The organism is Marinobacter vulgaris, assembly GCF_003344045.1.
In the GTDB taxonomy this organism is placed as follows: domain Bacteria; phylum Pseudomonadota; class Gammaproteobacteria; order Pseudomonadales; family Oleiphilaceae; genus Marinobacter; species Marinobacter vulgaris.
In genome coordinates this window covers 1-5,627 of sequence record NZ_QFWX01000015.1, presented here as the reverse complement: position 1 = coordinate 5,627, position 5,627 = coordinate 1, and the positions used below count along the sequence as shown (strand labels likewise).

Annotated in this window: 5 protein-coding genes; 1 reads left to right on the top strand and 4 read right to left on the bottom strand. The window is 48.9% G+C overall.

Going from position 1 to position 5,627, the window contains the following annotated elements; translation table 11 throughout:
- Positions 1 to 275 precede the first annotated feature (275 nt).
- Entirely contained in the window at positions 276 to 542 is a 267-nt protein-coding gene (locus DIT71_RS17460; protein ID WP_114614511.1) for a hypothetical protein, read from the bottom strand.
- A gap of 545 nt (positions 543 to 1,087) precedes the next feature.
- Entirely contained in the window at positions 1,088 to 2,944 is a 1,857-nt protein-coding gene (locus DIT71_RS17455; protein WP_114614510.1) for a choice-of-anchor Q domain-containing protein, read from the bottom strand.
- Positions 2,945 to 3,424: 480 nt separating this feature from the next.
- On the opposite strand from DIT71_RS17455, the gene DIT71_RS17450 reads away from it, so the two are divergent.
- Positions 3,425 to 3,721, top strand: a complete 297-nt coding sequence (locus tag DIT71_RS17450) for a hypothetical protein (RefSeq protein ID WP_147271475.1) — start codon at positions 3,425 to 3,427, stop codon at positions 3,719 to 3,721.
- Between the two features lie 661 nt (positions 3,722 to 4,382).
- On the opposite strand, the gene DIT71_RS17440 is transcribed toward DIT71_RS17450, so the two are convergent.
- Complete coding sequence (locus DIT71_RS17440; protein WP_114614507.1) at positions 4,383 to 4,565, bottom strand: type II toxin-antitoxin system PrlF family antitoxin; 183 nt, start codon at positions 4,563 to 4,565, stop codon at positions 4,383 to 4,385.
- A 175-nt stretch (positions 4,566 to 4,740) separates the two neighbouring features.
- Positions 4,741 to 5,001, bottom strand: a complete 261-nt coding sequence (locus DIT71_RS17895; RefSeq protein ID WP_144114521.1) for a type II toxin-antitoxin system Phd/YefM family antitoxin — start codon at positions 4,999 to 5,001, stop codon at positions 4,741 to 4,743.
- Positions 5,002 to 5,627: the final 626 nt, after the last annotated feature.

Here is a 5,627-nt window from a genome sequence, read left to right as displayed (position 1 = left end):
CGACGAGCTATTACCCCACAACTGGAAGCCGGCTACCCCAGACAAGGTGTAATGCCCAGACGCTTACGATTGGCAGACGCCTGAAGAGCGTTATCAAGCCAAAAAGAACAGGTTTAACTAGTAATGTAGGAGGCCAAATCGTTTTATATGCCAAAAAGATGCCGGGGGCTTAGCACAGTGGGCCAGCATTTTCTGGCAATGAGCGGTACTAAAGCGGAGTCGAGGTTGTGCTCGCAAAGTCGAAGATTGTGCGAGCACAGCTTTCATTTTCGATATCAGTGTTTTGGACGAGTCACCAATGCAGCGATACCAAACGCTGGGAAGCCAACGAAAAGAGTCATAAGTGCTACATTTCCTGTAACGGTATTACCAGAAACATAAGTGATCAGTGGAGCTAACACCGTGACGGCAACAAATCCGCCTAAGGCAATCTTGTTTGGCATGCTCCGGTCGGCTTTTCGCAGTATGAATGAGCACGAGGGGCATTTTGTTGCTTGTTCACTTACTTCTTTCTGACATTCCGGGCAGGCAATAAGAGCCATTTTTCAATCCTTTTTTTAATATTTTTTACGACCAGAAACTGCGATAGCAATCAGTTTTCTGTGTGGGTGAAGTCTTAATGTCACATCTTTAATAAAGCATTATGACGGCATCTTTTTTATCACAGAATAGAGGTGTAAACTGTAAAAATATGTTAAATATTAGGAAATTAAGAGGTATTTCAGCCATCTTGAGCCAGGCTGAAAAAATTTTAAAACATAATTTTAAAAAGCTTGAAAATCTGGGATCGGGACATTCTGGCCATATTATGTGAGAGCAGACAGATAAGAATAACGACCTGCTTTTTTGGCCCTGCGAAAAGAAGCCTCACACTCAGCCATGCCCCGATCCTCAGCAGTATGTTTTTCTGGTAATTGGACACTTTTTGTAGGAAACCATGGCACCTACCTGGATACTCGGTTTCATTTGGCCACTACGCCGTTGCTGCCGAAACCTCCCCAGTTTCGTTTTCATACTGCCAGGAAACCTTAATGGGGCGTCCCGAATTTACGGCATGGACCAATTTGGCCAGGTGGTGCCACCCCGCTTACTTTGCTACTAAAGCACTGCCAGATGACGCATTAAATTCGAAAGCACCAATGTCGCAGGCTCCGTCTTCTCTCAGGTAATCGCGCTGATCCGATGCGGGGCAAACACTGTTTGATCCAGCATCTATTGCGGGGCTACCAGCGTTCAATGCCATGGTTTGAGTGAAACCACCATTGTCATTCAGAGAACCTAATGAGGCGGCCTGACCGCTAATATCGGTCGGAACCTTAAAGCTGCAAGAGCCGTCATCCTCGAGATTGTGACCCATGGAGCTGATTGTGCCAGCACAATTAGCGCCGCCTGAGGGGCTGGCAATAATGGTGTTGGCAAGTTTCAGAGTACTGCCCTTGTCCCCATTAAAAAGATTGGCACCATCTCCCTCCGTCGAGTTGCTAGCAAGAGTCACATTTTCTAAAGTCAGAAGCCCCGCGCCATTTAATACACCGCCACCGGCGCTGGAGGCAGCGTTGCCGGTAATGGTAGCGTTTCTAAGAAGTTCGCTAGCTCCGCCACTGAAAATGGCTCCGCCGTATTCCGCAGAGTTTCCTTTAAACAATAAGCTGTTAAAAATTGAGCTACCAGAATTACTATATAATGCTCCGCCGGATCTGTTTGACTTATTATTTTGGAAAACAAGGTTGGTACCTTCAACTACGTCAACGGACCCGATAAAAACAGCTCCACCCTTGCCCGCCGGCCAGGTTCTGTAACCCTTTTTGCGAGTGTAGGCTGCATTGTTATCCGAAAAGATTGTGTCCTTGAGAGTAAGTTTGGACTCTCCATTCTTATCACTATTTATAAAAAGCCCACCACCAAACCCAGCGCTGTTGCCTGAAAAGTCACTGCCTTTTAAGTCTAAATCGTTACCGGTGTAAAAGACTCCACCACCCGCTGGTTGGGAACCACGCTCAATGGGGTTGAGGTTAGCTGTATTCCCCTTAACGGACGTTTTAGAGATGCTCAACACGCCGTCCCACAATATGCCTCCCCCGTTACCTTTCGTGGTGTTTTTCTCGAAATGGGAGTTTTCGATGATGGCGGTTGCACCTCCATAGGCAGAGCCATAGACCCCACCGCCGCCACGAGTCGACGAATTCTTACGGATATTCGAGTCTTTAATGTCGATTCCGGCGTCTACATAAATCCCTCCTCCCCCCCACTGCGCTTGATTATCGGAGACAGTGACGTTATCCAGAATTACGTCTGATTCGCTATAAATACCGCCACCTTCATCACCAGCATTATTGCTGTCAATACTGCCCTCGGTAAGCGTTAAGGAAGCGTCCTCAGTTACAAAAATGCCACCCCCGTTACCATCAGCGTTATTTCCCGATACCCTGCTGGCATTAAGGGTTAGATGTCCTTCACTGTAAATTCCTGCACCGTCCCCGGAACTCTTGCCAGAGCTAATGGTTAGGTTTTCGAGTGCGACGGATGGCTGCTTACCGTCTTTGGTAATGATATGTATGACTCGATCTAATTCGTTCCCACTGACTGTTGTTTTGTCGTACCCGGCACCGATCACAGTGACATCATTGGTTATGTCAAGATCCCCTTCTGCACCGCTGTCCTCGCCGTCTGCCCCGAGGGCCAAACCATAAACACCTTCACCAAGGGTTATAGTGACACTGCCCTCAAAGACATTGGCTTCCTGGACCGCTGCACGAAGTGTGCACGTATCCTGAGCGGTAGCGCAGATGCCATCCCCTAGTGCGGCATCAGGAGCATCACTCGTGACGTCAACGGTAAAAGCTGTTGAAGGCTTGGCCTTAGGCTCGCTATCACTACATCCCATCAAGCTAATACTACTGGCCAATAAACACCCGCCTAACAGCACTTTTTTTTGTAGTTCCATTATTCTGCTCCATTGTCCTTCGGAGATCGGAGGCTATATTGGTAAGGGGCGGGTTACCACAACTGAAATGTCAAAGATTGCAAATCCCGGGCCAAATTCTACATTCCGTTTCCGAACAACCTCTCCGGCTTGCTCGCATATACGGAAACGCTCACGGAAGTTTCGATGTGGGGCAAGAGGGAAGTGAAGTGCTCATCGACACAGTAGTTGCCTTAGAGTTGAAGGCGGTTCTCATGAGGTTCTTCCAGAGCATCGAAGCTCCTGTGCGATTTTTTTCGCGATGATCTAGGAGTCAGTAATCCATGTTTTTATAATGAGTCATTGTCTGACAACACCTTCCACAACCAACTTTCCGTCCGGCCGGGTTCCTTTCTCGAAACAGCTGGGTCTTCGCATCAGGAACGAACCCCCAACATTTTATCGAAGAGTTCGGTGTCTAATAGGCAGCCTATTGGTTGGCCGTGAAGACGGACCAAGATCTTGAGAAGTTTGCCAGACACGTTGCTGTTGAACTCAAAAAAGTCGACAGTAGAAATCGCCGATCAATACGCTGTCGCTGCCGAGGAAACCCGACGAGAACAGCAAAAGTGGCAAGAGCAGTTGGAGCGAATGCGCATTGCTGAAGATGCAAAACTGAGGGAGGAGTCATTCAGCAAAGGCACGGAGGCGTTGGAGTCTTTGATTGCTGATTGGGGCAGGGCTCGGGCAACTGAGAGTTTTTTCGACGAGCTGGAACAACAAGTCGATTTTCCCCAGAGCATGACAGAGACCATTTGAGGGCCCGAATAGAGGCAGCACGTGCCCTGACGAAAGCACCGGATGTTCTTCAGATCCTCAAGGATTGGCAGACGCCTGAAGAACGCTATGAAGCTAAAAAGAACAGCAAAACCAACCTGTAGGCTCCCGTTGGTGTTCAGCTCGTTCTCTACGTATACTGGTTATCATGTTTGTTTCGGAGCAAGATCCCCATGGTTGGTCCTAGAGTCATTTAACGAGAACATCAATAACGTTCGTTGTCACGCAGGGGCAAGATCGTCTGGGGTCTTTCTAGCCCTTCTAAGCACGCTCAGTAGAACCGTAACTCAACTGTCAGGCCTCCGTTGGCGATCAACTCAATCTGCAAGTATGTTGATTCTCACATTTGATCAGGAGCAAGCGCGTCATGGTCGGTCCCAAAGTCATTTGAATAGTATTTCAGTAACGCTCGTCGTCACGGAGGGTTAGAACGCTCTCGGCTGTGCTTTCTTTGACCAGAGGCTGCGAATCCTGGAGTCCTGACCTATCAGTAAATACTACAGAGTCAGGCAGTGCGGCGACCAGACGAGCAACAGGCTTGTCACGGTGACGAATTACGAATTCCTTCCCTGACACTACTGCATTAAGCAGTCTGTCTATCTCCTCGCGCGCTTCACGAGCATTGAGCTTTCGCATTTCGGGCCTATGTGAATGAGCCCGGGATGGGTGCATCCAGATCGATCTTAACTTCACCCACAAGACCCTCGATACGGGCCACAAGCTCAGGCGTTACAGCCTTTAGTCGCTGGGGGGTGGTCTGGATGTCATTTTCCAGCAAGCTTAAAAAGCCATCGGGTATGGGGTCGTGCTCATAATTTGTGGGCATAGAAGCTCCCCTTTTGTTAATCACAAGATCGTTAAAATTCCTGGCCAAAAGTCTGCCGGCGATCCTCGAACCGTCAGTAACGCATTATGTGCTTCCCTGATCTTCTATCGAACGCCGATTGAAACGGTCGCCTGAACGCAAATCGAAACGCGGCGTATAGTCTGGTCACTGTCCCTTAACGGTTTTCATGAATCGTCTTTCGAAGCCAGTCATCCGTTAAACCAAGCTCTTTTTTCAAAATCACTGGATCTTCATGCTGGGCAAGAACCCTCAGCATCATTTCGAAATACTCCGCACTGACTAGATACCCTATCGGTTGTCCTCGTGATAGCACTTCTACCCGGTGTTCAAGAAAATACCGGGTTGGACTTTTCCTGAACTCGCTGATGCTTACTGAGCTTCCTGTCCCGACGTGTTCCGTCAATCTGTTTTTCATACGCCATCCCGCTGTGACTCGCAGCTTTTATAACTTTGGTCAATCGTATGGACAGTCGGGGCTTCCCCATTCTGCGCCGACGGGGCCGCCCACCGCACCTTGCAGCTTCCTTCTCTTTATCCATGCTATCGCGATGTCGTCCATAACCTCCTTTGGGATTTGGATCGTGATGCTCTCAATCGAATGCCCCTGGAATATTTCCTTGTGCACACTGAATTCTGCGGGATCAGGCAGTTCCAGAAACACGAATCGAGGGTCCTCGGAAAGTCACTCGTCAAAATACAAATGATGATCGTCACTCGATGAGATTGAAGCTTTTACACTCATTTTCCGGTCCTCTTGCGGGCGCTCGACCACGCCTATATGTCGAAAACAATCGGCGGATTGGACGGCTCGTACCAACCGGTGCAGGTGCTGGCGTTTACGAAACGTAGGCACATATCCTCCCGAACCTCCGGTCCATAACCCTCGTGAATATGCCCAAACACGTGCGCCTTTAGGTTCTTAAGCTCGGACAGCCGGTTACGGAGGTCAACACAACCTACGTGTTCTTCCCCAATTTGTAGTGGTCAACTAATCCCGGACAGTATTTTAAGTTTTTCTTCCGCAATCACCGGTGGCATGCC